This window comes from Pseudomonas sp. FG6, from assembly GCF_057809015.1.
Map to the genome: position 1 here is coordinate 33577 of NZ_JBMDJD010000013.1, position 25801 is coordinate 59377.

Annotated in this window: 24 protein-coding genes; 12 read left to right on the forward strand and 12 right to left on the reverse strand. The window is 62.3% G+C overall.

Annotation, left to right across the window (positions count from 1 at the left end):
• Positions 1–89: 89 nt before the first annotated feature.
• The 5 genes from ACODSJ_RS10710 to ACODSJ_RS10730 all read right to left on the reverse strand — a co-directional run bounded on the left by ACODSJ_RS10710 (position 90) and on the right by ACODSJ_RS10730 (position 5310).
• Positions 90–1058, reverse strand: a complete 969-nt coding sequence (locus tag ACODSJ_RS10710) for a CDP-6-deoxy-delta-3,4-glucoseen reductase (RefSeq protein WP_489101701.1) — start codon at positions 1056–1058, stop codon at positions 90–92.
• A complete protein-coding gene (ubiD, locus tag ACODSJ_RS10715) occupies positions 1058–2524 on the reverse strand; it encodes a 4-hydroxy-3-polyprenylbenzoate decarboxylase (protein ID WP_489101702.1) in 1467 nt (488 codons plus the stop codon). The genes ACODSJ_RS10710 and ubiD overlap by 1 nt, the downstream gene beginning before the upstream one ends.
• 125 nt (positions 2525–2649) lie before the next feature.
• The gene (gene rho, locus ACODSJ_RS10720; protein ID WP_003206716.1) at positions 2650–3909 is read right to left on the reverse strand and encodes a transcription termination factor Rho; all 1260 of its coding nucleotides are present in this window, start codon (positions 3907–3909) and stop codon (positions 2650–2652) included.
• 242 nt (positions 3910–4151) lie between these two features.
• The gene (gene trxA, locus ACODSJ_RS10725) at positions 4152–4481 is read right to left on the reverse strand and encodes a thioredoxin TrxA (RefSeq protein WP_489101703.1); all 330 of its coding nucleotides are present in this window, start codon (positions 4479–4481) and stop codon (positions 4152–4154) included.
• Between the two features lie 121 nt (positions 4482–4602).
• A complete protein-coding gene (locus ACODSJ_RS10730; RefSeq protein WP_489101704.1) occupies positions 4603–5310 on the reverse strand; it encodes a FadR/GntR family transcriptional regulator in 708 nt (235 codons plus the stop codon).
• 254 nt (positions 5311–5564) lie between these two features.
• On the opposite strand from ACODSJ_RS10730, the gene ACODSJ_RS10735 reads away from it, so the two are divergent.
• From ACODSJ_RS10735 to ppx, 5 genes are all read left to right on the forward strand, one after another.
• Positions 5565–6350: a transporter substrate-binding domain-containing protein gene (locus tag ACODSJ_RS10735; RefSeq protein WP_489101705.1), complete on the forward strand. Its 786-nt coding sequence runs from the start codon at positions 5565–5567 to the stop codon at positions 6348–6350.
• Between the two features lie 21 nt (positions 6351–6371).
• Positions 6372–7049, forward strand: a complete 678-nt coding sequence (locus ACODSJ_RS10740) for an amino acid ABC transporter permease (protein WP_489101706.1) — start codon at positions 6372–6374, stop codon at positions 7047–7049.
• Complete coding sequence (locus tag ACODSJ_RS10745) at positions 7046–7696, forward strand: amino acid ABC transporter permease (protein ID WP_489101707.1); 651 nt, start codon at positions 7046–7048, stop codon at positions 7694–7696. The genes ACODSJ_RS10740 and ACODSJ_RS10745 overlap by 4 nt, the downstream gene beginning before the upstream one ends.
• Entirely contained in the window at positions 7683–8417 is a 735-nt protein-coding gene (locus ACODSJ_RS10750) for an amino acid ABC transporter ATP-binding protein (protein ID WP_489101708.1), read from the forward strand. Before ACODSJ_RS10745 ends, ACODSJ_RS10750 begins: the two co-directional genes overlap by 14 nt.
• Positions 8418–8545: 128 nt before the next feature.
• Positions 8546–10048: an exopolyphosphatase gene (gene ppx, locus ACODSJ_RS10755; protein ID WP_489101709.1), complete on the forward strand. Its 1503-nt coding sequence runs from the start codon at positions 8546–8548 to the stop codon at positions 10046–10048.
• Positions 10049–10190: 142 nt separating this feature from the next.
• Here ppx and ppk1 read toward each other — a convergent pair whose 3' ends face one another.
• The gene (gene ppk1, locus ACODSJ_RS10760; RefSeq protein WP_489101710.1) at positions 10191–12407 is read right to left on the reverse strand and encodes a polyphosphate kinase 1; all 2217 of its coding nucleotides are present in this window, start codon (positions 12405–12407) and stop codon (positions 10191–10193) included.
• A 17-nt stretch (positions 12408–12424) separates the two neighbouring features.
• Positions 12425–13438 carry a porphobilinogen synthase gene (hemB, locus tag ACODSJ_RS10765; RefSeq protein ID WP_489101711.1) on the reverse strand — a complete coding sequence of 338 codons (1014 nt, stop codon included), beginning with the start codon at positions 13436–13438 and terminating at the stop codon, positions 12425–12427.
• A gap of 231 nt (positions 13439–13669) precedes the next feature.
• Here hemB and ACODSJ_RS10770 point away from each other — a divergent pair, with 231 nt between their 5' ends.
• Together ACODSJ_RS10770 and elbB are read left to right on the forward strand one after the other, a co-directional pair.
• A complete protein-coding gene (locus ACODSJ_RS10770) occupies positions 13670–14293 on the forward strand; it encodes a DedA family protein (RefSeq protein ID WP_489101712.1) in 624 nt (207 codons plus the stop codon).
• Positions 14294–14593: 300 nt separating this feature from the next.
• Positions 14594–15262, forward strand: coding sequence for an isoprenoid biosynthesis glyoxalase ElbB (gene elbB, locus ACODSJ_RS10775; RefSeq protein WP_489101713.1), 669 nt, complete (start codon positions 14594–14596; stop codon positions 15260–15262).
• Positions 15263–15340: 78 nt separating this feature from the next.
• On the opposite strand, the gene ACODSJ_RS10780 is transcribed toward elbB, so the two are convergent.
• Entirely contained in the window at positions 15341–17239 is a 1899-nt protein-coding gene (locus ACODSJ_RS10780) for an FTR1 family protein (protein ID WP_489101714.1), read from the reverse strand.
• Between the two features lie 314 nt (positions 17240–17553).
• On the opposite strand from ACODSJ_RS10780, the gene ACODSJ_RS10785 reads away from it, so the two are divergent.
• The 4 genes from ACODSJ_RS10785 (at position 17554) to ACODSJ_RS10800 (ending at position 20791) form a co-directional block, all read left to right on the forward strand.
• A complete protein-coding gene (locus tag ACODSJ_RS10785; protein WP_489101715.1) occupies positions 17554–18951 on the forward strand; it encodes a COG3014 family protein in 1398 nt (465 codons plus the stop codon).
• Between the two features lie 19 nt (positions 18952–18970).
• Positions 18971–19342, forward strand: coding sequence for a YcfL family putative periplasmic lipoprotein (locus tag ACODSJ_RS10790; RefSeq protein ID WP_489101716.1), 372 nt, complete (start codon positions 18971–18973; stop codon positions 19340–19342).
• A 114-nt stretch (positions 19343–19456) separates the two neighbouring features.
• Positions 19457–20044 (forward strand): penicillin-binding protein activator LpoB, encoded by a 588-nt coding sequence (lpoB, locus tag ACODSJ_RS10795; RefSeq protein WP_489101717.1) that lies wholly within the window; start codon positions 19457–19459, stop codon positions 20042–20044.
• A gap of 3 nt (positions 20045–20047) precedes the next feature.
• Complete coding sequence (locus ACODSJ_RS10800; protein ID WP_489101718.1) at positions 20048–20791, forward strand: penicillin-binding protein activator LpoB; 744 nt, start codon at positions 20048–20050, stop codon at positions 20789–20791.
• A gap of 145 nt (positions 20792–20936) precedes the next feature.
• Here ACODSJ_RS10800 and ACODSJ_RS10805 read toward each other — a convergent pair whose 3' ends face one another.
• The 3 genes from ACODSJ_RS10805 to ACODSJ_RS10815 form a co-directional block, all read right to left on the reverse strand.
• Positions 20937–21569: a LysE family transporter gene (locus ACODSJ_RS10805; protein ID WP_489101719.1), complete on the reverse strand. Its 633-nt coding sequence runs from the start codon at positions 21567–21569 to the stop codon at positions 20937–20939.
• A gap of 143 nt (positions 21570–21712) precedes the next feature.
• Positions 21713–22294, reverse strand: a complete 582-nt coding sequence (locus ACODSJ_RS10810) for a mechanosensitive ion channel domain-containing protein (RefSeq protein ID WP_489101720.1) — start codon at positions 22292–22294, stop codon at positions 21713–21715.
• Positions 22294–24204 (reverse strand): ATP-binding cassette domain-containing protein, encoded by a 1911-nt coding sequence (locus ACODSJ_RS10815; protein ID WP_489101721.1) that lies wholly within the window; start codon positions 24202–24204, stop codon positions 22294–22296. Before ACODSJ_RS10815 ends, ACODSJ_RS10810 begins: the two co-directional genes overlap by 1 nt.
• A gap of 50 nt (positions 24205–24254) precedes the next feature.
• Between ACODSJ_RS10815 and ACODSJ_RS10820 the strand changes: the two genes are divergently transcribed.
• On the forward strand, positions 24255–24716 hold the full coding sequence (locus tag ACODSJ_RS10820; RefSeq protein WP_489101722.1) for a TIGR02444 family protein: 462 nt from the start codon (positions 24255–24257) through the stop codon (positions 24714–24716).
• Here the strand turns inward: ACODSJ_RS10820 and ACODSJ_RS10825 are convergent.
• Positions 24713–25762 carry an AlgP family protein gene (locus ACODSJ_RS10825; protein ID WP_489101723.1) on the reverse strand — a complete coding sequence of 350 codons (1050 nt, stop codon included), beginning with the start codon at positions 25760–25762 and terminating at the stop codon, positions 24713–24715. The two genes, ACODSJ_RS10820 and ACODSJ_RS10825, sit on opposite strands and share 4 nt — an antisense overlap.
• Between the last annotated feature and the right edge of the window lie 39 nt (positions 25763–25801).

Consider the following 25801-nt stretch of genomic DNA (forward strand, 5'->3'; position numbering starts at 1 on the left):
CGAAACGAAATATATGAAGTTATATCGATGGGAAAGGTGGCCTCTATCTTGTGGCGAGGGGATTTATCCCCTCGCCACAAGAGCGCGGCTCAAGAGCGCGGCGCGTACGCAAACACGTCGGCGCGCATTTGGTGGGCGTCCATCCCGGCCTCCACCAAGGCATCGAGCGTGGCGTAGATCATGGCCGGTGAGCCGCTGGCGTAGACGTGCACGCCAGACAGATCGCGGATGTCCTCGCACACCGCCTCGTGGAGCATCCCGCAGCGCCCTTCCCAGCCACGCAGGTCGCTGACGACTTTGTGCAAGGACAGGTTCGGCAGCTTCTTCCACTCATCCCAGTGTTCGATTTCATAGAAGTCTTCCGGCCGCCGCACGCCCCAATACAGGTGGACCGGGTGCTTGAAACCCTCCGCGCGGCAATGCTCGATCAGGCTGTGCATTTGCGCCATGCCCGTCCCGGCCGCGATCAGCACCAGCGGACCGTCCGGCAACTCGGACAGGTGCGTGTCGCCAAACGGCATCTCGATGCGCGCATGGGGGTTGCGCCGCAGTTGCTCCAGCAGCTTCTGCGCACTGTTTTCGCGCGCCAGCACATGCAGTTGCAGATCGCGCCCGGAATGTGGCGCCGAAGCCAGGGAGAATGCCGATTTATCGCCATTCTCACGCTCGATCATCAGGTACTGTCCGGCGTGATAGCGCGGCGGCTTGCCCGCCGGCGCACGCAGGCGCACCCGCCAGACATCGCCACCCACTTCGACGCACTCGGTCACCTGGCAGGCCAGGCTACGCACCGGCAACTCGCCCGGCGACAGCACGCCATCCCACAACACCACGCAGTCCTCCAACGGCTCGGCGATGCAGGTGAAGATCTCGCCGTGATCGCGCACCTCGCCAGCCTGCTTCACGCGGCCTTCCACCAGCAACGCGCCACAGACATGGCAGTTGCCGTTGCGGCAGCTTTGCGGGCATTCATAGCCCAGGCGCCGCGCGCCATCGAGAATCCGCTCGGCGGGCTGTATGTCCAGCACCGCCCCGGAAGGCTGCAGGGTTACACGCATCAATCTATTCCTAATTGATTCCAGATAGCATCGATCCGTTGGGTAACGGCCTCATCCTTGACGATAACCCGGCCCCACTCGCGGCTGGTTTCACCGGGCCATTTATGCGTGGCATCGAGCCCCATCTTCGACCCCAGGCCGGACACCGGCGAGGCGAAGTCGAGGTAATCGATCGGCGTGTTGTCGATCATCACCGTGTCGCGCTTGGGGTCCATGCGCGTGGTGATGGCCCAGATCACATCGTTCCAGTCCCGCGCATTGATATCGTCGTCAGTGACGATAACGAACTTGGTGTACATGAACTGTCGCAAAAACGACCAGACACCGAGCATCACCCGCTTGGCATGCCCCGGATACGACTTCTTCATGGTTACCACGGCCATGCGATACGAACAGCCTTCCGGCGGCAGGTAGAAGTCGGTGATCTCGGGAAACTGTTTTTGCAGGATTGGCACGAACACTTCGTTCAGCGCCACACCCAGGATGGCCGGCTCATCCGGTGGACGACCGGTGTAGGTGCTGTGGTAGATCGGCTTGACCCGATGGGTGATGCGCTCGACGGTGAACACCGGGAAACTGTCGACTTCGTTGTAATAGCCGGTGTGATCGCCGTACGGACCTTCATCGGCCATTTCGCCTGGATGAATCACGCCTTCGAGGATGATCTCGGCGGTGGCCGGCACTTGCAGGTCGTTGCCGCGGCACTTCACCAGTTCGGTGCGGTTGCCCCGCAGCAAGCCGGCGAAGGCGTACTCGGACAGGCTGTCCGGTACCGGCGTGACGGCACCGAGGATGGTGGCCGGGTCCGCGCCCAGGGCCACGGACACCGGGAACGGTTTGCCGGGATGTTTTTCACACCACTCGCGGTAATCCAGCGCGCCGCCGCGATGACTCAGCCAACGCATGATGACTTTGTTGCGACCGATCACCTGCTGGCGGTAGATGCCCAGGTTCTGGCGGTCCTTGTTCGGGCCTTTGGTGACGGTCAGGCCCCAAGTGATCAGCGGCCCCACGTCGCCCGGCCAGCAGGTCTGCACCGGAAGCATCGCCAGATCGACATCGTCGCCCTCGATCACCACTTCCTGGCAGACCGCATCCTTGACGACCTTGGGCGCCATGGCAATGATCTTGCGGAAGATCGGCAGCTTGGACCACGCGTCCTTCAGGCCTTTCGGCGGCTCGGGCTCCTTGAGAAACGCCAGCAGCTTGCCGATCTCGCGCAGTTCGCTGACCGCCTCGGCGCCCATACCCAAGGCCACGCGCTCCGGCGTGCCGAACAGGTTGCCGAGCACCGGAATGTCATAACCCGTCGGGTTTTCGAACAACAGCGCCGGGCCTTTGGCCCGCAGGGTACGGTCGCAGACCTCGGTCATTTCCAGTACGGGAGACACCGCCACCTGGATGCGCTTGAGTTCGCCGCGCTGTTCCAGACCGCTGATAAAGTCGCGCAAATCGCGATACTGCATGCAAAAGCCTCATGGTGGCCGTGGCGTTCGGGGGCCCGAGTTTAACGCCGCCCGTCCAGAATAGTGAATGCACAGATAGCAAAAAGCCGGGTTTCCCCGGCTATTGCTGGCCTGTCCTGGTCGATTTACTTGCGCTTCATCGACAGGAAGAACTCATCGTTGGTCTTGGTCGTCTTCAGTTTGTCGACCAGGAACTCGATGGCTGCCACTTCATCCATCGGATGCAGCAGCTTGCGCAGGATCCACATGCGCTGCAACTCGTCGTCGGCGGTCAGCAACTCTTCGCGGCGGGTGCCGGAACGGTTGATGTTGATGGCCGGGAATACACGCTTCTCGGCGATGCGGCGGTCCAGCGGCAGTTCCATGTTGCCGGTGCCCTTGAACTCTTCGTAGATCACTTCATCCATCTTCGAGCCGGTTTCAACCAGCGCGGTGGCGATGATGGTCAGCGAGCCGCCTTCTTCGATGTTGCGCGCAGCACCGAAGAAGCGCTTGGGTTTTTCCAGCGCGTGGGCATCGACACCACCGGTCAGTACCTTGCCGGAGCTCGGGATCACGGTGTTGTAGGCACGAGCCAGACGGGTGATGGAGTCCAGCAGGATCACCACGTCTTTCTTGTGCTCGACCAGGCGCTTGGCCTTCTCGATCACCATTTCGGCGACCTGTACGTGACGGGTCGGCGGCTCGTCGAACGTCGAGGCGACCACTTCGCCGCGCACGGTGCGCTGCATCTCGGTCACTTCTTCCGGACGCTCGTCGATCAGCAGCACGATCAGGTGAACTTCAGGGTTGTTACGGGCGATGTTGGCCGCGATGTTCTGCAGCATGATCGTCTTGCCCGCTTTCGGCGGCGCCACGATCAGGCCACGCTGACCCTTGCCGATCGGTGCGCACAGGTCGATGACACGACCGGTGAGGTCTTCGGTGGAACCGTTGCCGGCTTCCATCTTCATGCGCACGGTCGGGAACAGCGGGGTCAGGTTTTCGAAAAGAATCTTGTTCTTCGCGTTTTCCGGACGATCGAAGTTGATCGTATCGACCTTGAGCAGCGCGAAGTAACGCTCGCCTTCCTTCGGAGGACGGATCTTGCCCACGATGGTGTCACCGGTGCGCAAGTTGAAACGACGGATCTGGCTCGGCGAGACGTAGATATCGTCTGGGCCGGCGAGATAGGAAGCGTCTGCGGAGCGAAGAAAGCCGAAGCCGTCCTGGAGAATCTCCAGCACGCCATCACCGGAGATTTCCTCGCCGCTTTTCGCGTGCTTCTTGAGCAGAGAGAAAATCACGTCCTGCTTGCGCGAACGGGCCATATTTTCTATGCCCATCTGTTCGGCCAATTCGAGCAGTTCGGTAATCGGCTTTTGCTTGAGTTCAGTCAGATTCATATAGGAATGACGTAATCATTTATGGAGGGGGGGAAATTAAGCTTTTGGCTTAATGAGGCCGCGCCGCGGAGAAGGCGACAGGATCGCGTACTTGTTCGAAAGGAGTGCGTCGGCGACGGCTTGCAGGGGGCAATGGAGAAACCAGTGCGGGGCCGAATGTAACACCTGGGTTTGCGAGCGTCTAGCCCCGAATAACGAAAAAGCCCCGCGATTTGCGGGGCTTTTTCAGCAGCATTCGGCGCTTAGATGTTGGCGTCGAGGAAAGCCGCCAGTTGCGACTTCGACAGCGCGCCAACCTTGGTGGCCTCGATGTTGCCGTTCTTGAACAGCATCAGGGTCGGGATACCACGCACGCCGTGCTTGGCCGGAGTCTCCTGGTTTTCGTCGATGTTCAGCTTGGCAATGGTCAGCTTGCCTTTGTAAGTCTCGGCAATCTCGTCCAGGACCGGAGCGATCATTTTGCAAGGACCGCACCACTCAGCCCAGTAGTCGACCAGCACTGCGCCTTCGGCCTTGAGTACGTCAGTTTCGAAGCTAGCGTCGCTAACGTGTTTGATCAGATCGCTGCTCATGGAAATCTCCGGGTTTGTCAGCAAAAAAACGTGGCCCATCATAGCTGCCCTTCCCCGCTTCAGGAAGCCGCAGTTGATTGAGTCTCGCTATGACGCTGCTTGTATTTGGGTATGGCCAGCCTCAAGCAGCAGCAGGGGCAACGAAGGAAATCCCGGTACGCAACGCGGCGTTACGTACATGTTCCTGCATGGCTTTTTGTGCGGCGCCCGAGGCGCGACGGGCCAGGGCACGGAGGATTTTGCGGTGCTCGTGCCAGGTTTCCATCGCCCGCTCCGCCCTGATGAACGGTAGCTTCTGGCTTTCCAGGAAGAGGTCGGCGCTGGCGGTGAGGATGCTCAGCATGGCCTGGTTGCCGCTGGCCAGCAGGATGCGCCGGTGGAAATCGAAATCCAGCCGCGCCGCCGCGTCGAAATCCCCGGCCTTCAACTCCCGGCGCATGGCCTCGACGTTATCTTGCAGGGTGTCGAGCTCGTCGGCACTCAAGGTGACCGCCGCCAACCCCGCCGCGAACCCCTCCAGGGCGTAGCGCAACTGGAAGATGTCTTCGGGCGAGGCCTGGGCGGCGAACGGCCAGGCCGGTGCCGCCTCGCGGTGCGGCGCCGGCGTCGACGATTGCACGAAGACACCCTTGCCCGGCTGCACGCTGATCATGCCCAAGGCGCTCAGCGATGAAAGCGCCTCGCGCAACGACGCCCGGCTCACACCCAACTGCAACGCCAGGTCCCGTTGCGACGGCAGCGCATCCCCCGGCCCGAAGCCTTCGTCGGCGATCAGTTTGCGGATGGCTTGCAACGCCACTTCGGGAACGGCACGAGCGATGGAATTCATGGTTTTTCAGAGGAACCGAGCCAGTGAGCGGCTAGTTGTAAAGCTATTCGCCGCGCCGGGCAAGTCGTGCCCCAGCAGGGCCCGGCGCACATTCTCGACGCCCGATAACGGTGCGAAACGAGATGCAACTGTTCAGACCAGTAAGACCTCGCCTCGCCAGTAAAACCGTGGCCTTGGCTCGGGTAAAACCGCTTTGGCATGGCCTGTGCTCTGTCCGAACGCAGAAATCACATCACCGATTGCGGAGATTCGCCATGATCCAGCGTTGCAGCGCCCTGCTCACTGCCTTGTTCGCCAGCCTGATGCTCTGTCAACTGCCCGCCCACGCCGATGGCCTGGACGACGTGGTCAAGCGTGGCACCCTCAAGGTCGCGGTGCCCCAGGACTTCCCACCGTTCGGCTCGGTAGGCCCGGACATGAAACCCCGTGGCCTGGACATCGACACGGCAAAACTTTTGGCCGACCAGCTCAAGGTCAAGCTCGAACTGACGCCCGTCAACAGCACCAACCGCATTCCGTTCCTGACCACCGGCAAGGTCGACCTGGTGATTTCCAGCCTGGGCAAGAACCCGGAGCGCGAAAAAGTCATCGACTTCTCCAGCGCCTACGCGCCGTTCTACCTGGCCGTATTCGGCCCGCCTGAAGCGCCCATCAACGGCCTGAATGACCTCAAGGGCAAGACCATCAGCGTCACCCGTGGCGCCATCGAAGACATCGAGCTGACCAAGGTCGCCCCCGAAGGCACCACCATCAAGCGCTTCGAAGACAACAACTCGACCATCGCCGCCTACCTGGCCGGCCAGGTGGACCTGATCGCCAGCGGCAACGTGGTCATGGTCGCCATCAGCGAACGCAACCCCAAGCGTGTCCCGGCCCTGAAAGTGAAACTCAAGGACTCTCCGGTGTACGTGGGCGTGAACAAGAACGAGCCGGCGCTGCTGGACAAGGTCAACCAGATCCTGGCCACCGCCAAGACCGATGGCAGCTTGGAGAAAAATAGCCAGACCTGGCTCAAGCAGCCGCTGCCGGCCGATCTTTGACCGTCGCTTGAGAGGCTGAGCATGGCTTATCAGTTCGATTTCCTGCCGGTGGTGCAAAACACCGAGCTGCTGGTGCGCGGCGCGCTGTTTACCCTGGAACTGACGGCCATCGGCGCGTTGTTCGGGGTCGGCCTGGGCATCGTCGGCGCCGTGGTGCGGGCGTGGAACATCCGCCCGTTCGCGGCGATCTTCGGTGTCTATGTGGAGTTGATCCGCAACACGCCGTTCCTGGTGCAACTGTTCTTCATCTTTTTCGGCCTGCCGTCCCTGGGCGTGCAGATTTCCGAATGGCAGGCGGCCGTCCTGGCGATGGTGATCAATCTGGGGGCTTATTCCACCGAGATTATCCGCGCCGGCATCCAGGCCATCCCGCGGGGCCAACTGGAAGCGGCTGCCGCCCTGGCGATGAGCCGCTTCGAAGCCTTCCGCCACGTGGTGTTGCTGCCCGCACTGGGCAAGGTCTGGCCGGCCCTGAGCAGCCAGATCATCATTGTCATGCTCGGCTCGGCGGTCTGCTCGCAGATCGCCACCGAAGAGCTGAGCTTCGCCGCCAACTTCATTCAGTCGCGCAACTTCCGAGCCTTTGAAACCTATGCGCTGACCACGTTGATCTACCTGTGCATGGCGCTGTTGATCCGTCAGTTCCTGAACTGGATGGGCCGACGGTGCCTGTATCGGAGCAGCAGGAGCCACCCATGAGCGACTTCACTTTCTGGGACGTGGTGCGCAACCTGCTCACCGGCCTGCAATGGACGCTGGCGTTGTCGCTGGTGGCCTTTATCGGCGGCGGCTTGATCGGCCTGCTGGTGCTGGTGCTGCGCATCTCCAGAAACGCCCTGCCCCAACACATCGCACGCACCTACATCGAGTTGTTCCAGGGCACGCCGCTGTTGATGCAGCTGTTCCTGGTGTTTTTTGGCGTGGCCCTGGCCGGCGTGGAGATTTCGCCGTGGATGGCTGCGGCGATTGCCCTGATCCTGTTTACCAGCGCCTACCTGGCGGAGATCTGGCGCGGTTGCGTCGAAGCGATCCCCAACGGCCAGTGGGAAGCCAGCGCCAGCCTGGCGCTCAACCCACTGGAACAGCTGCGCTACGTGATCCTGCCCCAGGCCCTGCGCATCGCCGTGGCGCCGACCGTGGGCTTTTCGGTGCAAGTGGTCAAGGGCACCGCCGTGACCTCGATCATCGGCTTTACCGAACTGACCAAGACCGGCGGCATGCTCGCCAACGCCACGTTCGAGCCGTTCATGGTGTACGGCCTGGTGGCCCTCGGCTATTTCCTCCTTTGTTACCCCTTGTCCCTCAGCGCGCGCTACCTGGAAAGGAGACTGCATGCCTCTGCTTAGAATTTCCGCCCTGCATAAATACTATGGCGATCACCACGTGCTCAAAGGCATCGACCTGAGCATCGAAGAGGGCCAGGTGGTGGCGATCATCGGCCGCAGCGGTTCGGGCAAGTCCACCTTGCTGCGCACCCTCAACGGCCTGGAGTCGATCAACGATGGCGTGATCGAAGTGGACGGCGAATACCTCGACGCTGCCCGCGCCGACCTGCGCAGCCTGCGCCAGAAAGTCGGGATGGTGTTCCAGCAGTTCAATCTGTTCCCGCACCTGACCGTTGGCGAAAACGTGATGCTCGCGCCACAAGTCGTACAGAAAGTGCCCAAGGCCAAGGCGGCCGAACGGGCGCGCCAAATGCTGGAACGGGTCGGGCTGGGCGAGAAATTCGATGCGTTCCCGGACCGTCTGTCCGGTGGCCAGCAGCAGCGAGTGGCGATTGCCCGCGCCCTGGCGATGTCGCCAAAAGTGCTGTTGTGCGACGAAATCACCTCGGCCCTGGACCCGGAACTGGTCAACGAAGTGCTCAGCGTGGTGCGGCAACTGGCTAAAGAAGGCATGACGCTGATTATGGTCACCCACGAAATGCGGTTCGCCCGGGAAGTGGGCGACAAACTGGTGTTCATGCACCAGGGCAAGGTGCACGAGGTGGGAGATCCCAAGGTGTTGTTCGCCAATCCGCAGACCGCGGAACTGGCGAATTTTATCGGGACGGTCGAGCCCGCCTGACTGTCAGTGAACACTTCTGTGGAAAACCAAGCCGACATTGCTCTGGCTCAAGGGTTTGGTTCAGGCGCGTTGGCGTATGCGGTTGATCGTGGCAGGATGGCAAGGTTATCGACCGAGACTTTTTGACCATGCCGCTATCTCAAGCCAAGAATCTGTCCCTGATCGCTGCCATAGACCTGGGCTCCAACAGCTTCCACATGGTCGTCGCCAAAGCCCAGAACGGGGAGATCCGCATTCTTGAGCGGCTCGGTGAAAAGGTCCAGTTGGCCGCCGGCATCGACGAAGCCCGCCAGCTGAGCGAGGAATCCATCCAGCGCGGGCTCGACTGCCTCAAGCGCTTCGCCCAACTGATCAACGGCATGCCCCTGGGCGCGGTGCGGATCGTCGGCACCAACGCCCTGCGCGAGGCGCGCAACCGTGGCGAGTTCATCCACCGCGCCGAGGAGATCCTTGGCCATCCGGTGGAAGTCATCTCCGGCCGTGAAGAAGCCCGCCTGATCTACCTGGGCGTCTCCCATACCCTGGCCGACACCCCGGGCAAGCGCCTGGTGGCGGACATCGGCGGGGGCAGCACCGAATTCATCATCGGCCAACGCTTCGAACCGCTGCTGCGCGAAAGCCTGCAAATGGGCTGCGTCAGCTACACCCAACGCTATTTCCGCGACGGCAAGATCACCCCGGCCCGCTACGCCCAGGCGTACACGGCGGCGCGCCTGGAAATCATGAGCATCGAACACGCCCTGCACCGCCTGACCTGGGACGAAGCCATCGGCTCCTCGGGCACCATCCGTGCCATCGGCCTGGCCCTCAAGGCCGGCGGCCATGGCAACGGCGAGGTCAACGCCGAAGGCCTGGCGTGGCTCAAGCGCCGGGTGTTCAAGTTGGGCGACGCGGACAAGATCGATTTCGAAGGCATCAAACCCGACCGCCGGGCGATTTTCCCGGCGGGCCTGGCGATCCTCGAAGCGATTTTCGATGCCTTGGAACTGCAACGCATGGACCACTGCGAGGGTGCCCTGCGCGAAGGCGTGCTCTACGACCTGCTGGGACGCCATCATCACGAAGACGTGCGCGAGCGCACCCTGGGCTCACTCATGGAGCGTTACCACGTCGACCAGGAGCAGGCCGTGCGCGTCGAGCGCAAGGCGCTGCATGCCTTCGACCAGGTGGCCGACGATTGGGACCTCAATGACGGCGTCTGGCGCGAACTGCTCAGTTGGGCCGCCAAGGTGCATGAAGTGGGCCTGGACATCGCCCACTATCACTACCACAAGCACGGTGCCTATCTGATCGAGCACTCCGACCTGGCGGGCTTCTCCCGGGAAGACCAGCAGATGCTCGCACTGTTGGTGCGTGGGCACCGACGCAACATTCCCAAGGATAAATTTGCCGAATTCGGCGATGACGGCATCAAGCTGATTCGCCTGTGCGTGCTACTGCGCTTTGCGATCCTGTTCCACCACATCCGCGGCACCCAGCAAATGCCGCAAGTGGCCCTGCACGCCAACGGCGACCAACTGGATGTGATATTCCCCGAGGACTGGCTGGAAGAGAACCAGCTGACCCAGGCCGACTTCGCCCAGGAAGCGGAATGGCTGACCCGGGTCGGGATCGTGCTGAACATTCACTGATTGCTACTGCAATCCCTTGTGGCGAGGGAGCTTGCTCCCGCTGGAGGGCGAAGCCCTCCCAAGATTTTGGGCCGCTGCGCGACCCAGCGGGAGCAAGCTCCCTCGCCACAAAAGCGAAGCCTGCCCCCTACCCTTCAAGCGTTTAGTTAACTGCCAACACCGGACTGCTCAAGCGCTCCAGCAAGGCCGCCTGGGCGCTGCGCGGGTTCTGGTTGCCGGTCGGGGTGTTACGGATATAGCGACCGTCCGATTGCAGGGTCCAGCTGTGGGTGTTGTCGGTCAGGTAGCTTTCCAGCTCCTTCTTGACCCGCAGGATCAGCTTCTTGCCTTCCACCGGGAAACAGGTCTCGACACGCTTGTCGAGGTTGCGCTCCATCCAGTCGGCGCTGGACAGGAACATCTGCTCCTCGCCGCCGTTGAGGAAGTAGAACACCCGCGTATGCTCCAGGAAGCGCCCGATGATCGAGCGCACGTGGATGTTGTGGGACACCCCCGCGATGCCCGGCCGCAGGCAGCACATGCCGCGCACCACCAGGTCGATGCGCACGCCCGACTGGCTGGCCTTGTACAGCGCGCGGATGATCTTCGGGTCGGTCAGCGAGTTGAACTTGGCAATGATGTGCGCCGGCTTGCCGTCCAGGGCGAACTGCGTTTCCCGGGCGATCATGTCGAGCATGCCCTTTTTCAGGGTGAACGGCGCGTGCAGCAGCTTCTTCATGCGCAGGGTCTTGCCCATGCCGATCAACTGGCTGAACAGCTTGCCCACGTCTTCGCACAACGCGTCGTCGGAGGTCAGCAGGCTGTAGTCGGTGTACAAGCGGGCGTTGGCGGCGTGGTAGTTACCCGTGCCCAAGTGGGCATAGCGCACAATCTCCCCGGCTTCGCGCCGTAGGATCAGCATCATCTTGGCGTGGGTCTTGAAGCCGACCACGCCGTAGATCACCACCGCACCGGCCGCTTGCAGGCGACTGGCCAGTTGCAGGTTGGATTCCTCGTCGAAGCGCGCGCGCAATTCGATCACCGCGGTGACTTCCTTGCCGTTGCGCGCCGCATCCACCAAGGCGTCGACGATTTCCGAGTTGGCGCCACTGCGGTACAGGGTCTGGCGCACCGCCAGAACGTGAGGGTCCTTGGCGGCCTGGCGCAACAGGTCGACCACGGGGGTGAACGACTCGAACGGGTGCAACAACAGGATGTCCTGCTTGCTCACCACGTTGAAAATGTTCTCGCTGTTCTGCAGCAGCTTGGGGATCTGCGGGGTGAACGGCGAATATTGCAGCTCCGGGTGACTGTCCAGGCCGGTGATGCTGAACAACCGGGTCAGGTTGACCGGACCATTGACCTGATACAGCTCGGTCTCGTGCAGGTTGAACTGCTTGAGCAGGTAGTCGGACAAGTGCTTCGGACAGGTGTCGGCCACTTCCAGGCGCACCGCATCGCCGTAGCGACGGGAGAACAGCTCGCCGCGCAAGGCACGGGCCAGGTCCTCGACGTCCTCGGTGTCCACCGACAGGTCGGCGTTGCGGGTCAGGCGGAACTGATAGCAGCCCTTCACCTTCATGCCCTGGAACAGATCATCGGCGTGGGCGTGGATCATCGACGACAGGAACACATAGTTGTCGCCTGGGCCGCCGACATCTTCCGGCACGCGGATGACCCGTGGCAGCAGGCGTGGTGCCGGAATGATCGCCAAGCCGGAGTCGCGGCCGAACGCATCGATACCTTCGAGCTCGACGATGAAGTTCAGGCTTTTGTTGACCAGCAGCGGGAACGGGTGCGTCGGGTCGAGGCCGATCGGGGTGATGATCGGGGCGATTTCGTCGCGGAAGTAACGGCGCACCCAGGTCTTGATCTTGGTGTTCCAGTTGCGGCGACGGATGAAGCGGACCTGGTGCTTCTCCAGCTCCGGCAACAGGATGTCGTTGAGGATGGCGTACTGGCGATCCACCTGGCCGTGGACCAGCTCGCTGATACGCGCCAGGGCCTGGTGCGGTTGCAGACCGTCAGCGCCGGCCTGTTCACGGGCGAAGGTGATTTGCTTCTTCAGGCCGGCGACGCGGATCTCGAAGAACTCGTCCAGGTTGCTGGAAAAGATCAGCAGGAACTTCAGGCGTTCGAGCAGCGGGTAGGACTCGTCCAGCGCCTGCTCCAATACGCGGATATTGAACTGCAGTTGCGACAGCTCACGATGGATATACAGGCTGCTGTCATCCAGGCTGGGGATGACGATCGCCGGGACCGGGGCGGGCTCGACGGCCACCGCCGGGGCGGGCGCCAGTTCCGGCGGCGTCTCGGCGATCTGCTCGACCACGGGTTGGGCGTCTTTTACAGCAACTTCAGAAAGTCCTTCGGTATTCATCGCAAGTTCCTGGCAGGCTATTTCTGCTCGCGTAACAATTGGGCGGCGCGCACGGCAAAGTATGTCAGGATGCCATCAGCTCCTGCGCGTTTGAAAGCGGTCAATGATTCGAGAATGACGCCTTCGCCCAACCAGCCGTTCTGGATCGCCGCCATGTGCATGGCGTACTCACCGCTGACCTGGTAAACGAAGGTCGGCACCTTGAATGCGTCTTTGACCCGGTAAAGGATGTCGAGGTAAGGCATGCCCGGCTTGACCATGACCATGTCTGCCCCTTCTGACAGATCAGCCGCCACTTCGTGCAGGGCTTCGTGGCCGTTGGCCGGGTCCATCTGATAGGAGGCCTTGTTGGCCTTGCCCAGGTTCAGGGCCGAACCGACCGCATCGCGGAACGGGCCGTAGTAGGCGCTGGCGTACTTGGCCGAATAGGCCATGATCCGCACGTTGACGTGACCGGCCACCTCGAGGGCTTCGCGAATCGCCTGGATACGTCCGTCCATCATGTCCGACGGTGCCACCACCTGGGCCCCGGCCTCGGCGTGGGACAACGCCTGGCGTACCAGCGCATCGACGGTGATGTCGTTCTGCACATAGCCGTCCTCGTCGAGGATGCCATCCTGGCCATGGGTCGTGAACGGGTCCAGGGCAACATCGGTGATCACCCCCAGCTCCGGAAAGCGGGCGCGCAGGGCGCGGGTGGCGCGCTGAGCGATGCCTTCCGGGTTCCAGGCTTCGGCGGCGTCCAGGGACTTGAGGGCCAGCGGTGTGACGGGAAACAGCGCAAGCGCCGGGATCCCCAACTCGACCCACTTGGCGGCTTCCTCCAGCAACAGGTCGATGGTCAGGCGCTCTACCCCAGGCATCGAGGCCACGGCCTCGCGACGGTTCTCCCCGTCCAGCACGAACACCGGCAGGATCAGATCGCTGGTGGTCAGCACGTTTTCACGCACCAGCCGACGCGAGAACTCATCGCGGCGATTGCGACGCAGGCGAGTGGCAGGGAACAGACGATTGGCGGGGGTAAAGCTCACGGCAGACTCCTGAGCCCGCGCGGACGGGCGAGCGTGACAGTTATAAGCGGTCATTATGACCAAAGCATTACAGAAGTGTTGCGCCGGGGTCGCAATGTTCGGCTGCACCCTGTGACTTGTCGTCGCAGTTATTGTCGTTGCAGGGGTTGTTCACGTCGAGACACATTTCGATACTTTCCTGAATGTGCCTGAAGGGTTAGGCTGCGCGTTCATTTCGCCAGCACCCAGACAATGCTCCAACAATTTCTAAATGACTTCGGCTACCTGGCCCTGTTCATCGGCACGTTCTTCGAAGGCGAAACCATCCTCGTGCTCGCAGGCTTCCTGGCGTTCCGTGGCTACATGGACATCAACCTGGTGGTGGTCGTGGCGTTCTGCGGCAGCTACGCGGGGGACCAGCTGTGGTACTTCCTGGGCCGCAAGCACGGGCGCAAGCTGCTGGCGCGCAGGCCGCGCTGGCAACTGATGGGTGATCGCGCCCTGGAACACATTCGCAAGCATCCGGACATCTGGGTCCTGAGCTTTCGCTTCGTCTACGGCCTGCGCACGGTGATGCCGGTGGCGATCGGCCTTTCCGGCTATCCGCCGGGCCGCTACCTCTTGCTCAACGGCCTCGGCGCGGCCGTCTGGGCGACGGCGCTGGCTGCCGCCGCCTATCATTTCGGCGCCGCGCTCGAAACCATCCTGCCCAGCATCAAGAAGTATGAATTGTGGGTGCTCGGCAGCCTGCTGGTACTGGGTTTTGGCCTCTGGCTGCGCCGCCGCCTCAAGAACGCGCGGCTGGCCAGGAAAGTCCTCGAAGCCGAGCGCCTGGAACAAACCCGGTCAGGCGAACCTACGGCGCCAACCGAGTAAACCCGCTGCCGCTGAACGGGCGGTAGCCGACAATCCGGCCCTGGCTACGGGGCCGGCCCGCCACGTCCAATCCACGGCTCGTTGACGTTCGCTTCCTGGAACGCACCGGACAGCCGCTCCCAAAGAATGAACACCCCGCCCCGGTTGCGATCCATCTAGAAAGCGTTGCGCTCCATGCGAAGAGGGTTTTGCGCAGGGGTGGGCACGATGATGGGAGATCGGGTGCAACCGCCCGCCAGCCCTATGGCAACGAATGACAAATTAGTGGACATTTAACGCCATGAATCTGGAGAAAAGCCCATGAGCAAAAAAATTGCAGTGATCCTTTCCGGCTGTGGCGTATACGACGGCGCGGAGATCCACGAAAGCGTGATCACCTTGCTGCGCCTGGACCAACGCGGAGCGCAGGTCCAATGCTTTGCGCCGGACATTGCCCAGATGCACGTGATCAATCACCTGACTGGCGAACCCATGCCCGAGAGCCGCAACGTGTTAGTGGAGTCGGCACGGATCGCCCGGGGCAACGTGAAGGACTTGCGCGACGCCAGGGCCGAGGATTTCGACGCATTGATCATCCCGGGTGGTTTCGGCTCGGCGAAAAACCTGTCCAACTTTGCCGTCGAAGGGGCTGGCTGCAGCGTCCAGCCAGAAGTCCTGGCGCTGGCCGAAGCCTTTGCCGAGGCGGGCAAACCGGTGGGCCTGATCTGCATTTCACCGGCCCTGGCGGCGAAAATCTATGGTCCCGGGGTCATCTGCACCATCGGCCACGATGCCGACACGGCGGCGGCGGTGACCAAAATGGGGGGTACCCACGAAGATTGCGCCGTCACCGACATCGTCGAAGACACCGCGCGCAAACTGGTCAGCACTCCGGCCTACATGTTGGCGCAGAACATCAGCGAAGCGGCCTCGGGCATCAACAAGTTGGTGGACCGGGTCTTGGAGCTGACACACGAGAACGACGCCTGACGCCCTTTGCTCCCACAGAGAGTGATCACTGTGGGAGCAAAACTTGCCCGCGAAGATGAGCGCAGCGAAGGCCGCGCTTCAGGACACCTGGACCCGACGCTTCTCCGCCACCCAACTGCGCCCGTACAGCACCACGATCGCCAGGATCGCCAGCACTTGAGCGGTCAACGAATAGGCATCGGCATGGATGCCCAGCCAGTCGAAATCAAAGAACGCCACCGGACGAGTGCCGAAGATCCCGGCTTCCTGCAACGCCTTCACGCCATGACCGGCGAAGACCACCGACAGCGCACACAGCAACGCAGCGTTGATGCTGAAGAACAGCGCCAGCGGTAGCTTCGCCGAGCCGCGCAGGATCACCCAGGCCAACCCCACCAGCAACACCAGCGCCGACGCGCCGCCCGCCAGCACGGCGTTGTGTCCGGCTGGGCCTGCCTGCAACCACAGGGTCTCGTAGAACAGGATCACTTCGAACAATTCACGGTAAACCGAGAAAAACGCCAAGATCGCGAAACCAAAACGACCACCGCCACCCACCAGGCTGCTCTTGATGTAGTCCTGCCAGGCCGCCGCGTGGCGCCGGTCATGCATCCAGACGCCCAGCCACAGCACCATCACACTGGCAAACAACGCGGTCGCGCCTTCCAGCAGCTCACGCTGGGCGCCGCTGACATCGATCACGTAGGCCGCCAGCCCCCACGTTGCCAGGCCGGCCAACAGCGCCAGGCCCCAACCGACGTTGACGCTGCGCGCCGCCGACTGCTGGCCGGTGTTACGCAGGAAAGCCAGGATCGCCGCCAGCACCAGAATCGCTTCCAGCCCTTCACGCAACAGGATCAGCAGGCCAGAGATGTAGCTCAGCGACCAACTCAAGCCGTCACCGCCCAGCAGGCCGGCAGACGCCTTCAACTTGGCCTTGGCCGCGTCCAGGCGTTGCTCGGCCTGCTCCACCGGCAAGCCGTCCTGCAAGGACTGACGGTAGGCCATCAGGGCCTTCTCGGTGTCCTTGCGTACATTGGCGTCGACGTTATCCAGCGAACTTTCCACCAGCTCGAAGCCTTCCAGGTACGCGGCGACCGACAGGTCATAGGCTTGGTCGTGGTCACCGGCACGGTACGCCGCGATGCTCTTGTCCAGGGTTGCCGCGGTGTAGTCGAGCAATTGCCCCGGGCCGCGCTGCACTTGTGGCGGCTGGGCACGCTGGGCGCGGAAGGTCGCCGCCGCTGCGGGCCCTTGCGCGGCCAGGACCTCGGCCGGTGTCTGGCGAGCCAGGTCGGCCAGGTTGAACACCTGCTCACTCTTGGCGGCGGCCGGGTCGGCGCTGAAGCTGGCAATGTAGGTCGCCAGGTCCCAGCGTTGACGGTCGTCGAGCTGGTCGGCGAAGGCCGGCATGTCGGTGCCTTCAATGCCCATGCCCAGGGTGTTGTAGATCGCGTAGAGGCTCAGGCGATCGACACGCTGGCCGTCCCGCAGGTTGGCGGGCGGTGGCTCCAGGCCGACACCGGCCGGACCATCGCCGGCACCGGTGGCGCCGTGGCAAACCGAGCAATTCTGGGCATACAGCGGTGCACCACGAGTAGGGTCCGGGGTGATGACCGGCGCCTGGCTGACCTCATAGGCCACCGCCAACTTGGCCCCCAGTTGGCGAGCCAGACGGGAAACATCGCCGCCCTCCTGGCGCTGGGTGATGGCACTGCGCAAGGTCGCGATGCCTTGAACCAGCTCGGCCTTCTCTGGCTTGGCCGGCAGCTCGGCGATCAGGCCTTCCAACACCTGGGTGAATTCCAACTGCTCGCGGTATTCAGAGTCGTCGATGACCTTGCCCGCCTCGACCGTTGGCGGGTAGTCCGCCCCGATGTAATCCAACATGTGCAGCGCTTGGGGAGCGCCCTGAACGGTGTCGGCCAGCAACGGCGTACTGCACAGCGCGAACAGCGGCAGTGCAAGCCAGGCCAGGAAACGAAACGGGGCAGTCATGAATGACTCTCAATTGGTAATAAGAAGTAACACATTGTTCACTCCCAATGAGTTTGGCTCAAGAGCCGATGTGCATTAACAACGTTTTTTCATCGGATTTTCACGCTTTGGAGGTGATGTCACAAAAAAGGCATTTGGCGATTAAAAAGCCATTACATAGCCAACGGCCATGTTTATAATCGCGCCGCCTTCTTATTATCCAATGGCATAAAAGCTCCTCCGGTTATGAGGAACTGACAGCGTTGCGGCGCTTGTCCGTGGGATCGCTCCAGCCCGACCCGCACACCCAGGCTGCTATCAGGGAAGAAATGTTCATGGCATCCCGCGCCGTTTTCTCGGTCGCCCTCGGGGCGATCACCTTGCTGTCCGGCTGTTCGGTATTTCGCAATTACGACAGCGAACTGGCCCAGACCAACCAGCAACTGGCCTCCGGCAACGTCGATGCGGCATTGACCCTGTTGGAAAAGAACAATTCCAGCCAAGACAAAGACCTGCTCTATTTCTTCGAGAAAGGTGAGTTGTTGCGCGCCAAGGGCGATCTGTCCGGCAGCCAGGCAGCCTGGACCAGCGCCGACCAGCAAGTGGCCCGCTGGGAAGACACCGTCAAGCTCGACACCGCCAAGTACCTCGCCCAATTCGGCAGCTTCCTGGTCAATGACAAAGTCCGGCGCTATGAAGGCTACGACTACGAGAAGGTCATGCTGACCACGCAGATGGCCTTGAACCTGCTGGCGGTGAACGACTTCGACGGCGCGCGGACGCAGATCAAGAAGACTCACGAGCGCGAAGCGGTGATTGCCGACCTGCGAGACAAGGAATACCTCAAGCGCGAGGAGGAAGCCGAGAAACAAGGCATCCAGACGCAGTACAAGGACCTCAAGGGCTACCCGGTGGCCAGCCTCGACGCGCCGGAAGTGGTCAGCCTCAAAAACGGTTACCAGAGCGCGTTCAGCCATTACCTGGCCGGCTTCGTCTATGAAGCCCTGGGCGAAAAAGACCTCGCTGCGCCGGGTTATCGCAAGGCCGCCGAACTGCGCCCCAACACCCCACTGCTGGAACAGGCCCTGCTCAACCTCGACAAGCCTGCTGCCAAAGACGACGACAGCGACATCCTGATCGTGGTGCAGAGCGGCCTGGCTCCTTCCCGGGACTCGATCCGCATTCCGCTGCCCTTGCCCATCAGCGGCAACCTGGTGATCACGCCTCTGTCGTTCCCGGTGATCAAGCCTGACACCTCCACCGTTGCCTTCGCCCAGATCGGCGTCGACGGTCGCCAACTGGACCTCACGGCGCTCAACAGCACCACCGCCATGTCCCGCCGCGCCCTGCGCGACGATATGCCGGGCATCATCCTGCGCACGACCGTGCGCGCCATCACCCGTGGCGTGGCACAAAAGCAGATCAACGACACCAACCCCCTGGCCGGCCTGGCCGTGGGCATTACCTCGGCCGTGCTCGAAGGCGCCGACACCCGGACCTGGCGCACCCTGCCGGATTACACCCAAGTGGTACGCCTGCGCCTGAAGAAAGGCGAACACCAGGTAACGCTGCCAAACGCGGTAGGCGGCTCAGTGGTCAAGGTCAACGTCGACCAGCGTTACCAGGTCATCAGCCTGCGGGCCGTGGGCAACCAGGTCTTCGCCAGTGGCGTGGCCGCCCATGTGATCCCAAGCGCCAACCCAACCGCTGTCGCCAGCCTCAAGCAACCTTAAGAACGGAGTCTTTGTTCGTATGCGTTTAAAACTGATCGCCGTCGGCGCCCTGGCCTTGCTGGCCGGTTGCGCCACCCCGCCACCTCCGGAGCCGGGCAGCGCCGCCAGCAAAGTCGTGGCGATGGGCAAGACAAAGAACATCGTGGTCGGCGCCATGCGCGTGGCCCGGGAAAACGGCTACATGACCGTCAATGTGCAGTTGAGCAATACCAGCTTCAACAACAAGACCATGTATTACCGCTTCGCCTGGCTGGGGCCGGAAGGCTTCCCGATCGCCGAGCCGGAAACCTGGAAAAGCCTGACGCTGTATGGCGAACAGACCAGCTTCCTGCCCGCCATCGCACCGACGCCCAAGGCCGTGGATTTCCGTTTGGAAATCAATACGCCCTGAGCCTGATCCCGATCAGCAAGCCTTTGGCCTGAAGCCTGTGGTGAGTCGTGGGAGCAAAGCTTGCTCCCACACTCCCTCACACCACCCTTTATGCAGCAATTTGAGAGCACCCGCATGTTCCTACGCATTTCCTCCCTCGCCCTCGCCGCCCTGCTGGTCAGCGGCTGCGCCAACAACTCCCCGGTGCTGGGCAACAAGAACATTAGCTACGGCGACACCAAGGCCGTGGAAACCGTGACCAACGAGTTCGGCTCCACCGACCTGCAAATGATCGCCGAGTCCATGACCCGCTCCCTGGCCCAGTCCGGCATCCTGCAAGGCCGCCCGGTGGTCCAGGTCTACGACGTGAAGAACAAGACCAGCGAATACATCGACACCCGCGAGATCACCACCAGCATCAAGACCCAGCTGATGAAGACCGGCGCGGCCCGCTTCGCCAGCGACAACACCGCCATGGACAGCCAGGTCGACCAGCTCAAGCTGCAGAACCAGAGCGGCCTGTACAAGAAAAGCACCGTGGCCAAGACCGGCAACATGATCGCCGCCAAGTACCGCCTCGAGGGCTCCATCAGCTCGATCGTCAAGCGCAGCAGCGACTACAAGGACGTCTTCTACAAATTCAGCCTGCAATTGATCGACGTTGAAAGCGGCCTGGCCGAGTGGATGGACGAAAAAGAAATCCGCAAGACCACGGAGCGTTAAGCCATGCGCACATGGATAGGCATCATGGCCCTGGCCTGCGCGTTCGGCGCGCAGGCGGCCCCGAAAGTCGCCGTCACTGACTTGGCGTACCAACAGCAGGTGGAGGAATACATCCACACCGTTTCGGCCCAGAACAACTTCCAGGCGAACGGCTACAGTGCCAGCGCCTCGTCGAGCTACGATGAGATGGAAGCCACCAACAGCTACATCGAGCAGGGCGAGCTGCGCAAGTTCACCGGCGACATCAAGGGTGAGATCCTGCGCAGCGGGATGTTCCAGCTGGTGCAGGGCACGCCCTACACCGCGTCCTCCAAGGGTGACGTATACGATGTGATCAAACGCATCAAGGCCGGGAACTTCAAGGGTGCCGACTACGTGCTGTTCGGCACCGTGTCGGACATCGACTTCACCCGCGACATCAACGAGTTGTCCAACACCGACAGCTACTCGGCGGTGCTGGCGCTGACCCTGGTGGCGGATTTCAGCCTGATCAACACCAAGACGTTTGAAGTCACCTCAGCCTTCACCGCCATGGGCGAAGGCCAGGACACCAAGCTGATGAACCACCGGGACGTGCACATCAGCCTCAACCGCCCACGGGTGGTGCGTGAAGTGTCCAAGGCCTTGGGCGAAGACGTGGCGCGACAACTGAGCGAACAGCTCGGCGGCCCGAGCTACGAACAACCTCGTGAACCCGTGCAACGCAACAACCTGCCACGGGACACGGCGCCGGTGATCTTGCGTTGATCCACTGAGCGAATGCGCTGCGGCCAGGAGATCCTGTGGGAGCAAGGCTTGCCCGCGATATAGGCGACTCGATTTCTGAGAGACCCCATCGCCTTCATCGCGGGCAAGCCTTGCTCCCACAAGTGCCCCACCACAAGTGGTTTGCCTAGACGGCTGCCCTGCGGATCGTCGCGAGCAAACCCGCCGCCCCCATGAACAACCCGGCAAAGGTGCGGTTCATCCGCCGCTGCTGTTTCGGGGTGCGCAACAGGCGCAGCACTTTCGACGCCAATCCGGTGTAGCCGGCCATGACGATCAGGTCGACGCAGATCATGGTCGCGCCCAGGATCAGGTACTGCTTGATCAACGGAGCATGGGGGTCGATGAACTGCGGCAGCACCGCCAGCATGAACACCAGCGCCTTGGGGTTGCTGATGTTGACCAGGAAGCCGCGAAATATCAGCGCCAGGGGCTTGCCGATCGGCCGCACGGTCGCGTCATCGCTGAGCTCACCGGGGATGGCTTGCCACTGCTTGATGCCCAGGTAGACCAGGTAGGCCACGCCGAACCACTTGATCGCATAGAACGCGGTGGCCGAGGCCGCGAGGATCGCCCCCACACCAGCGGCAACAATCACGATTTGCAGCACCAGGCCCAACTGCAGGCCCAAGGCATTCCAGTAGCCGCGCCAGAAACCATATCGCAGACCGCTGGACATCGATGCGATGGCACCGGCACCCGGCGAAAGGCTGATCACCCAGCACGCAGCGAAAAACGCCAGCCACGTCTCCAGCAACATCGCACACCTCGGCTCAGATTCGTCGAAACGACTAAGCTAATGTGCCGCCAGGCCGTTGACCAACGTTTTTTTGCACAAACACTTGAGCCCGTATGAACACCGTGGCGAGGGAGCTTGCTCCCGCTGGGCTGCGTAGCAGTCCTTTATTCGACGAAACCGCCCACCGGAAAGGTCTCGCTGCCGCGCCAGCGCCGAACCGAGCGCTGGAAGAACAGGCTGTTGGGCACTTGCACCATCGAACTGCCGGTGCCGAGCTCCTCGGGTTCGATCAGCGTGGTGTAGAGCAGGTTGATCGCGACCACTTTTCCCTTGATGCCGGGCTTGTCGGTGGCTTCCACCAACTCGACCACATCACCCAGGCGAAACGGCCCGACGGTATAAATCAGAACGGCGCACAGCAGGTTGGAGAGCACGCTCCAGATGGCGAAGAACGCCACCGCAGCCACTGCGACGAACCCCGAGACAGCGGTCCACAGCACCGTGGCCGAGACACCCAGGCGTTCGAGCACCACCAGCACCGCACTGCCCATGATCAGCCAGCGCAATACGCCACGCAGGATGATCACCAGTTGCGGTGGGAACGGGTAACGCTCGCCCAGGCCCGTGAGGGCCCGCGCCACGAAACGCTGCGCGAAATAGCCGATCAGCAGGATCAGCAGCACTTGCACGCCGAGCCAGATCGGCTCGATCCACAGGATCGGTACCGGCAACGTCAACGCCTCCATCAGGACAGCGCCTCCAGCTCCGCTTGCAGGGTTTCCAGCAATTCCAGGGCTTGCATCCACGCCTCCTCGAGCTCCGCTTCCCGAACCTTGAGCCTGGCCTGCTCGGCCAGCAGATCGCGCAACTCATCCTTGCGCGCTGCCTCGTAGAGACCACTGTCGCCCAGGCTGGTTTCGATTTTCTGCAACTTTTCGTGCAGCTTGCTCAGTTCGGCTTCGAGTTTATCGGCCTCGCGCTTATGCGGTGCCAACTGCTGACGCAGGGCCGCGGCGGCCTGGCGCTGGGCTTTCTTGTCGGTCTTGTCCGGATTGACCGGGGTGCTGCTGACAGGCGCATTGCGCTGGCGATATTCCACCAGCCAACGGGCGTAGTCTTCCAGATCACCGTCGAACTCCTCGACCTTGCCGTCGGCCACCAGGAAGAAGTTATCCGTGGTGCTCTTGAGCAGATGCCGATCGTGGGAGACCACCAGCACCGCGCCACTGAATTCCTGCAAGGCCATGGTCAGGGCCAGGCGCATTTCCAGGTCCAGGTGGTTGGTCGGTTCGTCGAGCAGCAGCAGGTTCGGCCGGCCCCAGGCGATCAGCGCCAGCGCCAGGCGCGCCTTCTCGCCACCGGAGAAATTCAGCACCGGCTCGTCGATGCGCGCCCCACGGAAATCGAAACCACCGAGGAAATCGCGCAGGGTCTGCTCGCGCTCGGTCGGGGCCAGGCGTTGCAGGTGCAGCAACGGGCTGGCCTTGGAATCCAGCGAATCGAGCTGATGCTGGGCGAAGTAACCGACGACCGTGTTTTCGCCGCGGGTCAGACGACCGGCCAACGGTTGCAGCTCGCCGGAAAGGTTCTTGATCAGGGTCGACTTGCCTGCGCCGTTGGGACCCAGCAGGCCGATCCGTGCGCCAGGCGTCAGTTGCAGCTTCACCTTTTCCAGCACGGCCTTTTCGCCGTAGCCCAGGCGCGCGTCGGACAGGTCGATCAGCGGGCTGGAGATCTTGGTGGATTCGCGAAAGACAAAATCAAACGGCGAATCGACGTGGGCCGCGGACAGCTCTTCCATCCGCTCCAGCGCCTTGATCCGGCTCTGGGCCTGGCGCGCCTTGGTGGCCTGGGCCTTGAAGCGGGCGATGTAGCTTTCCATGTGCGCACGCTGCGCCTGCTGCTTCTCGTAGGCCTGCTGTTGCTGGGCCAGGCGTTCGGCGCGGGCACGCTCGAAGGCGCTGTAGCCGCCGCGGTACAAGGTGAGCTTGCGCTGGTCGACATGGGCGACGTGGTCCACCACGGCGTCGAGGAAATCCCGGTCGTGGGAAATCAGCAGCAGCGTGCCCGGATAACTCTTGAGCCAGTCTTCAAGCCAGATGATGGCGTCGAGGTCCAAGTGGTTGGTCGGTTCGTCGAGCAGCAACAGGTCCGAAGGGCACATCAAGGCCTGCGCCAGGTTCAGGCGCATCCGCCAGCCACCGGAAAAATCGCCGACCTGGCGGTCCATCTGTTCATTGGTGAAGCCCAGGCCGGCGAGCAATTTGCGCGCCCGCGCATCGGCGGTGTAGCCATCGGCACTGTCGAGCTCGGCGTGCAGACGCGCCTGGGCTGCGCCGTCATGGGCCGCCTCGGCCGCCGCCAGGTCGCGCTGGACCTGGCGCAGGCGCAAGTCGCCATCGAGCACATAGTCCACCGCCAGGCGCTCAAGCGTGTCGACCTCCTGGCGCATGTGGGCGATGCGCCAGTCGGCCGGCAGCGAGCAATCGCCCGAGTCCGGGTGCAGCTCACCGCGCAGCAAGGCGAACAGGCTGGATTTGCCGGCACCGTTGGCACCGATGAGGCCAGCTTTGTGGCCGGCGTGCAGGGTCAGCTCGGCGTCTTCTAGCAGACGTTGCGGGCCACGCTGTAAAGTCAGGTTCTGAAGTCGGATCATAATGGCGGCGGAGTCTACCAGCTTCGCTCGCAACTGGCGCGAGTAGCACGATGGCCCCTGACCTGTGGAGTTTTTCCCTTGAGCTCTATGCCAAACCTGGCGTGGAACCGGCCTGCCTGGCCTTGCAGGCGACTGGCGAGAGTATCTGCCTGTTACTTTGCGGCCTGTGGCTGGAGCAACGCGGCGTGGCCTGCAATGAACACCGGATGAAACAGCTTAGACAAGTGGCCAAACCCTGGGATTCAGAGGTCGTCCAGCCATTGCGCAGGCTGCGCAACCAATGGAAAACCCGCGCCCTTGACGACGCGCCACTCAAGCATCTGCGCGAGCAGGTCAAGCAACTGGAGCTGGAGGCCGAACGGCAATTGCTGGAACGTTTGGAGGCTGCGGCAAAGGACTGGCCTGGCGGGCAAAAGAAAACAGCGCAATGGCTGTCGGGGCTGGCGGAGAATGCCGGCCCGGCGAACCACGACGCGCTGCTTCAGCTGCGCGTCGCGGTGTCCAGCACTTAAGAGGCGCTGGTTGGGGTGCTGCTTGGCGCAACGGAGGCGGACGGGCTGGATGCCGACGCCGGCGTGCTGGCCGCTGGAGCAGGCGCTGCCGTCGCTGCCGGGGCCGATGCAGCAGGCTTGGCTGCCGATGCCGTTGCAGGTTTGGCGGCTGGCTTTTTCACCGCAGGCTTGGTCGCGGGCTTGGCAGCCGTCGACTTCGCGGCAGCTGGCTTGGCCGCAGCAGGTTTGGCGGCGGGTTTCGCAGCGACCTTGGCAGTGGCTGGCTTGGCGGCGGCTTTCACGGCAGGTTTGGCTGCTGCAGCTTTGGTCGCGGCAGGTTTTGCAGCGGACTTGGCAGCCGGTTTGACCGCAGCGGTCTTCGTTGCAGCGGGTTTTGCGGCGGCGGTTTTGGCCGCAGGCTTGGCCACCGCTTTTGCAGCAGGCTTGGCAGCAGCCGGTTTAGCGGCCGGCGTTTTTGCCACTGGCTTGGCGGCCGCTTTGACAGCCGGTTTTTTGGCCGCAGGTTTTGCAGCGCTGGCCGCGACCGGTTTGGCAGCAGGTTTGCTCGGTGCCTTAGTCACTGGCTTGGCAGCTACTTTGGCCGGTGTTTTTGCAGCAGCAGGTTTAGCCGCAGGTTTCTTGGCCGATACAGCGGCAGGCTTGGCAGCACGAAGACTCAAGGCCTTGCCCGCAGCTTCTTGAACGCGACCTACGCCTTGAGCCAGCTTCAGGCTTTCCTGGGCATCGCGCTTGAGTTGCAGGATGTAGGCGCGGGTTTCGGATTGACGATCCTTCAAGGCATCGAGCAGCTCTTCGAGCTCCTTCACGACGTCCTTGGCCTTGGCTTGTGCCTTGGCTTTGCCAGCGGTGGCTGCGTCTTGCAGTTTGGTGCGTGACTTGTGCAGTTTTTCTTGCGCTTTGCCGCGTTGTTTTTCCAGTTTGGCGAGCAGTTTTTCAGCATCAGCCAGGGCTTGCGCGCAGGCATTTTCCAGATGCTCGAGCAGGCTGCTCGAGAGTTGTTGGAGCAAGTGCAACGGAGTGTTTACAGGCTTCTTGGTGGCCGACATGGGTTACCTCCTGACTGACGTGAGTGCGGCTCATACTAG

Coding starts and splice junctions, on each gene's coding strand:
- ACODSJ_RS10710 (WP_489101701.1), bottom strand. CDS start 1,058: ATGCGTGTAACCCTGCAGCCTTCCGGGGCGGTGCTGGACATACAGCCC.
- ubiD (WP_489101702.1), bottom strand. CDS start 2,524: ATGCAGTATCGCGATTTGCGCGACTTTATCAGCGGTCTGGAACAGCGC.
- rho (WP_003206716.1), bottom strand. CDS start 3,909: ATGAATCTGACTGAACTCAAGCAAAAGCCGATTACCGAACTGCTCGAA.
- trxA (WP_489101703.1), bottom strand. CDS start 4,481: ATGAGCAGCGATCTGATCAAACACGTTAGCGACGCTAGCTTCGAAACT.
- ACODSJ_RS10730 (WP_489101704.1), bottom strand. CDS start 5,310: ATGAATTCCATCGCTCGTGCCGTTCCCGAAGTGGCGTTGCAAGCCATC.
- ACODSJ_RS10735 (WP_489101705.1), top strand. CDS start 5,565: ATGATCCAGCGTTGCAGCGCCCTGCTCACTGCCTTGTTCGCCAGCCTG.
- ACODSJ_RS10740 (WP_489101706.1), top strand. CDS start 6,372: ATGGCTTATCAGTTCGATTTCCTGCCGGTGGTGCAAAACACCGAGCTG.
- ACODSJ_RS10745 (WP_489101707.1), top strand. CDS start 7,046: ATGAGCGACTTCACTTTCTGGGACGTGGTGCGCAACCTGCTCACCGGC.
- ACODSJ_RS10750 (WP_489101708.1), top strand. CDS start 7,683: ATGCCTCTGCTTAGAATTTCCGCCCTGCATAAATACTATGGCGATCAC.
- ppx (WP_489101709.1), top strand. CDS start 8,546: ATGCCGCTATCTCAAGCCAAGAATCTGTCCCTGATCGCTGCCATAGAC.
- ppk1 (WP_489101710.1), bottom strand. CDS start 12,407: ATGAATACCGAAGGACTTTCTGAAGTTGCTGTAAAAGACGCCCAACCC.
- ACODSJ_RS10770 (WP_489101712.1), top strand. CDS start 13,670: ATGCTCCAACAATTTCTAAATGACTTCGGCTACCTGGCCCTGTTCATC.
- elbB (WP_489101713.1), top strand. CDS start 14,594: ATGAGCAAAAAAATTGCAGTGATCCTTTCCGGCTGTGGCGTATACGAC.
- ACODSJ_RS10780 (WP_489101714.1), bottom strand. CDS start 17,239: ATGACTGCCCCGTTTCGTTTCCTGGCCTGGCTTGCACTGCCGCTGTTC.
- ACODSJ_RS10785 (WP_489101715.1), top strand. CDS start 17,554: ATGGCATCCCGCGCCGTTTTCTCGGTCGCCCTCGGGGCGATCACCTTG.
- ACODSJ_RS10790 (WP_489101716.1), top strand. CDS start 18,971: ATGCGTTTAAAACTGATCGCCGTCGGCGCCCTGGCCTTGCTGGCCGGT.
- lpoB (WP_489101717.1), top strand. CDS start 19,457: ATGTTCCTACGCATTTCCTCCCTCGCCCTCGCCGCCCTGCTGGTCAGC.
- ACODSJ_RS10800 (WP_489101718.1), top strand. CDS start 20,048: ATGCGCACATGGATAGGCATCATGGCCCTGGCCTGCGCGTTCGGCGCG.
- ACODSJ_RS10805 (WP_489101719.1), bottom strand. CDS start 21,569: ATGTTGCTGGAGACGTGGCTGGCGTTTTTCGCTGCGTGCTGGGTGATC.
- ACODSJ_RS10810 (WP_489101720.1), bottom strand. CDS start 22,294: ATGGAGGCGTTGACGTTGCCGGTACCGATCCTGTGGATCGAGCCGATC.
- ACODSJ_RS10815 (WP_489101721.1), bottom strand. CDS start 24,204: ATGATCCGACTTCAGAACCTGACTTTACAGCGTGGCCCGCAACGTCTG.
- ACODSJ_RS10820 (WP_489101722.1), top strand. CDS start 24,255: ATGGCCCCTGACCTGTGGAGTTTTTCCCTTGAGCTCTATGCCAAACCT.
- ACODSJ_RS10825 (WP_489101723.1), bottom strand. CDS start 25,762: ATGTCGGCCACCAAGAAGCCTGTAAACACTCCGTTGCACTTGCTCCAA.